This window comes from Methanobrevibacter sp., assembly GCF_045644645.1.
Taxonomy (GTDB): Archaea; Methanobacteriota; Methanobacteria; order Methanobacteriales; family Methanobacteriaceae; genus Methanocatella.
Genome location: NZ_JAZRHE010000006.1, coordinates 1 through 4,504, shown reverse-complemented (window position 1 = coordinate 4,504; position 4,504 = coordinate 1). Strand labels below are relative to the sequence as shown.

Here is a 4,504-nt window from a genome sequence, read left to right as displayed (position 1 = left end):
ATTAAATTAAACAGTCTTAAATTAAAAAATAAACAATATATTTAAATAATAATATGACCTAACTATTATTATAATAATTGTTAATTATTTATCATTATAAATTAACATGACGTTATCAAAAAAATAAGGAGAGAAACTTATGATAGATCTCAATAAGATGTTTAAACCTGAATCTGTGGCTGTTATTGGTGCTTCCAATACACCCGGAAAAGTAGGATACATCATTGTCGATAACCTTATCAATGATGGATTTGAAGGCGAAATATATCCAGTAAACCCGAAAGGTGGGGAAATCTTAGGTAAAAAAGCTTATGCAAACATTGCCGATGTTCCTGGAGATGTTGATTTAGTAATCATAACAATTCCTTCCCCATTTGTAAACACCGCTGTTAAAGAATGTGGTGAAAAAGGTGTTAAAAATATGGTGGTTATTACTGCTGGATTTAAAGAAGTTGGCGGTGAAGGAGCTAAACTAGAAGCTGAATTAACAGCACTTGGTAAAGAATATGGAATAAACATTATTGGACCAAACAGTTTAGGAATTACTGATTCACACACTCCATTAAACGGATCCTTTTCACAAATGATGCCACCAACCGGAAATATGGCATTTATTTCCCAAAGTGGAGCTATGATGGTGGCTATTATCGATTGGAGTGTAACTTCTGGAATTGGATTCAGTAAAGTAATCAGTTTAGGTAACAAAGCTGGAGTAAGTGAAATCGAATTATTACAATACTTGGCTGAAGATGATGAAACAGCTGTAATTATATGTTATCTTGAATCCATTTCTGATGATGAAGACTTTGTAAGAACCATGAGAGAAACTGCCCATAAAAAACCGATTATTGTACTTAAATCCGGTTCAAGTTCTGCCGGAGCAGAAGCAGCATCCTCACACACAGGAGCGCTTGCAGGAAGTGACTTGGCATTTGATACCGCATTCAGACAATCCGGAATTATGCGTGTAGAAACCATGGCAGAACTATTTGACTTAGGTTTGGCATTCTCCAAAGCACCACTTCCAAAAGGTGACAATGTAGCCATCATCACCAATGCCGGTGGTGGAGGCGTACTTACAGTTGACGCAATGGAAAAAGTCGGTTTAAACCTTGTTAAATTTGATGAAGAAACAACCGCAAGATTAAAAGAATGCGTCACTGAAGAAGGAAGTGCTAAAAACCCTATTGACGTATTGGGTGATGCACCGGTAAGCAGATACAAAGAATCTCTCGAAATCGTATTAAGTCAAGATGAAGTCGACAGTTTAATAATTATGGTTTGTCCTACCGCATCAGCAGACCCTGATGGAATCGCTCAAGCAATATTAGAAGAGAGAAAAGAATTTGACAAACCAATCATTGTTGTTAATATGGGAGGACCATCCTTTGAAGCTGCAAATGAAGCTTTAAGAGACAATGGGGTGCCAACCTATGTATTCCCAGAAACTGCAGTAACCGCACTTGAAGCAATGACAAGATACGCAAGGCTAGAATCTAGAGAGTATGATGATGTCATTGAAAAAATCAGTGATGTTGACAAAGATGCAGTGCAAGCAATATTCGATAAAGTAAAAGCTGACGGAAGAGACACATTGCTCGGTAGTGAAGCATACGCCGTGGCTGAAGCTTACGGAATTTCAGCAGCACCAATCAAATTATCCACATCTGCAGAACAAGCAGGTGAACTTGCCGAAGAAATGGAATTCCCAGTAGTGCTTAAAATTGCATCAGATAAGATTTTACACAAATCCGATATCGGAGGTGTGAAAGTTGGAATCAGCAGCGTGGAAGAAGCAAAAGCAACTTATGAGGAAATTATTGCAAATGCCAAAGCTGCACACCCGGATATTGTTCCTGATGGTGTAGAAGTCCAAAAAATGATGGACTCCGGTGAAGAGGTCATTGTCGGCATGATTAGGGACAAACAATTTGGACCTATGATTGCATTTGGTATGGGCGGAATCTATGTAAACCTCATCGAAGATGTTTCATTCAACCTTGCAAAAGGAATGAGTTCCCAAGAAATTGAAGAACAAATTGAATCAACCAAAGTGTCCAAACTGCTTGCAGGATACAGAGGAGAAGCACCTTGTGATGTGGAAGAAGTCAAAGAAGCTATTAAAAGAGTAGCTAGATTAACCTTAGACTTCCCTGAAATATCCGAACTGGATATCAACCCAATATTTGTATACGAAGAAGGTTCAAGCGCACTCGATATTAAAATTAAATTATAATTTCTCCAATTTGAGAAATTAACTCTTTTTTTTCTTTTTATTTATTATTTAACTATTTGACTGCTTTTTTTAAGGATGTGATAATATGAATCTGGACAACATCGGAATAAGGACTGATGAAAGATATGAATGTATTTATACAACTATCGACAGTGCAGGAAATAAGAACTCAGCGGCCATTGGATTGAAATATTTTGGCGAAGACAACATCGGCTGTAGGATATTTGAAGGCTCAAAGACCTTGAAAAACATTCAGGAAACTAGAAAATATGTGGTGAACATAACACAGGACCCCCTAATTTTCACAAGATCAACAATCGACAGACTTCCAGATGAATATTACACGGATGATGGCGATATCGCTATCCTAAAAGATGCGGGATCTTATATTGTTGTTAATGTAGTTGATATTCAAGAACAAAAAGCTGAAAATACACCAATTGACAATGACCAAAGCATATTTATGATTAAAGGCAAGATTGAAGAAGTTGTCATTCATGATGAAAGTGTTAAAGCATTTAATAGGGCACTGCCGGGAATAATTGAATGTCTTGTTAATTTTTCAAGATATAAAATCGTTGATGATGAAAAAAGAAGTGTCTATATGGAACGGGTCATTGAAAATGACAGAATGATTGGAAGAATCGGAAATAAACAGTCAAAAGAAGCGATGAATATTATTAAAGAAGAATACGAAAAAAATTAAAAAAAAGCATAGTTAATTAACTATGCTTCCCAGTACAAATCATTGTGGGATAATGTTTTGTTTAAAATACCAATATCCACTTCAAGTTTTTGGAATGCATCCACATCTGCTTTGAAAGTATTATTCAAACCGAAAATGAATGGGAAACTTTCTAATGATTTAGCTTCCAAACTTGCATCAGATACAATATCTTTAGGCAAGAGTTCCACTACTTTATCGGCACTGCCATTTTTAACATTTTCATTAATGAAGTTAGTGGCATTTTCATGAATAGCAATAATGTCTTTTGCAGTATCTTCATGGTTTTTGATAAAGTCATCAGATGCGACAACTACACAACATGGGTGATTTGGTAAGATAGCCATTGAATCAGCCAACACCTTATTATTACTGTCATTTGCAGCAATAGACACATAAGGTTGGAAAGTGATAATTCCATCAATTTGTTTTGTTTTTAAAGCATCATTCATTGAAGGAACTTTCATAGCAGAAATATTTAAGTCATCAGTAGACAATCCATTTTCTTTTAAGTAGTATGAAAGTAAAACATGTTGAATTGAAGCTTCACCAGGTGTTGCAATAGTTTTTCCTTTTAAATCAGCAGCTGAGTTAATTCCAGAATCCTTAGTTACAACAATTCCACTACCTTCAGTTTGAGCAGAAGAAATAACTTTAACAGGGACTCCTTTTGCAACAGAAGATAATACTGGAGCAATTCCTACATATCCAACATTGACTTCACCACTGGCCATAGCAGTCATCAAGTCTCCACCATTGTTGAATTGAACTAGTTCGGTAGTAATGTTTTTTTGTTTGTATAAACCTTGAGCATCAGCAACAAATAATGCTGCATCATGATCAGAAGGTAAATAACCTATCTTTACAGTGTTGTCTCCTCCACCCCCTAAGAAATCAAAGAGCCCTGCGCTAGCTGAACCCATTACTAAAAATACAGCAAGCACTAACACTAAAATAAATGCAAACTTTTTATTCATTTATATTCACCGTTAATTAATTTAAATTAATTACAATTATTAATATTACAAGTGTACTATAAATATATTACCACTTAACTTTATTAACAATTGTTATATTTTGAATCCCCAATAATAGTTTTAATCTAAAAAGATATAAACCTTTCCTAAAATATCATCCACCATAGATTATCTGAATCAATTGAATTTCATCACCGTCCTCAATTACACTTTCTTCAATTGCCAAATCACCATTTTGCTTTGCTACAATTGTTTGGGAAGACAAATTCAAGTCATCTAACAAATTTATAATTGTATAATCTTCTTTCAATTCCCTTTTTTCATGAACTTGTTTGAATTTTAAGACAAATTCCATCACATCACCTTAATATCTTATTACTTCTGGCAAAGTAAGATTTTATGTTACAGTTAATCTTGAGGCATTAATATTCTCAACAATTAAATTAACAATTGTTATATTATCTTTGTACAGTATAAAGTTTTCTATGAAAATACAAAAAAATTATTAAAAAACTATAAAACTGTTTAAAATATCCGATAATGTTTTAAAAATTAATTAGAAAATAA

Annotated in this window: 4 protein-coding genes; 2 read left to right on the top strand and 2 right to left on the bottom strand. The window is 34.3% G+C overall.

Going from position 1 to position 4,504, the window contains the following annotated elements; all coding sequences use genetic code 11:
* Positions 1-139 precede the first annotated feature (139 nt).
* Together acs and ACKI4K_RS00250 are read left to right on the top strand one after the other, a co-directional pair.
* Positions 140-2,236, top strand: coding sequence for an acetate--CoA ligase alpha subunit (gene acs, locus ACKI4K_RS00255; RefSeq protein WP_407421105.1), 2,097 nt, complete (start codon positions 140-142; stop codon positions 2,234-2,236).
* A gap of 85 nt (positions 2,237-2,321) precedes the next feature.
* The gene (locus ACKI4K_RS00250) at positions 2,322-2,942 is read left to right on the top strand and encodes a DUF447 domain-containing protein (protein WP_407421103.1); all 621 of its coding nucleotides are present in this window, start codon (positions 2,322-2,324) and stop codon (positions 2,940-2,942) included.
* Between the two features lie 20 nt (positions 2,943-2,962).
* Here ACKI4K_RS00250 and ACKI4K_RS00245 read toward each other — a convergent pair whose 3' ends face one another.
* Positions 2,963-3,937, bottom strand: coding sequence for an ABC transporter substrate-binding protein (locus tag ACKI4K_RS00245; protein WP_407421101.1), 975 nt, complete (start codon positions 3,935-3,937; stop codon positions 2,963-2,965).
* A 154-nt stretch (positions 3,938-4,091) separates the two neighbouring features.
* The gene (locus ACKI4K_RS00240) at positions 4,092-4,292 is read right to left on the bottom strand and encodes a MoaD/ThiS family protein (RefSeq protein ID WP_407421099.1); all 201 of its coding nucleotides are present in this window, start codon (positions 4,290-4,292) and stop codon (positions 4,092-4,094) included.
* Positions 4,293-4,504 lie beyond the last annotated feature (212 nt).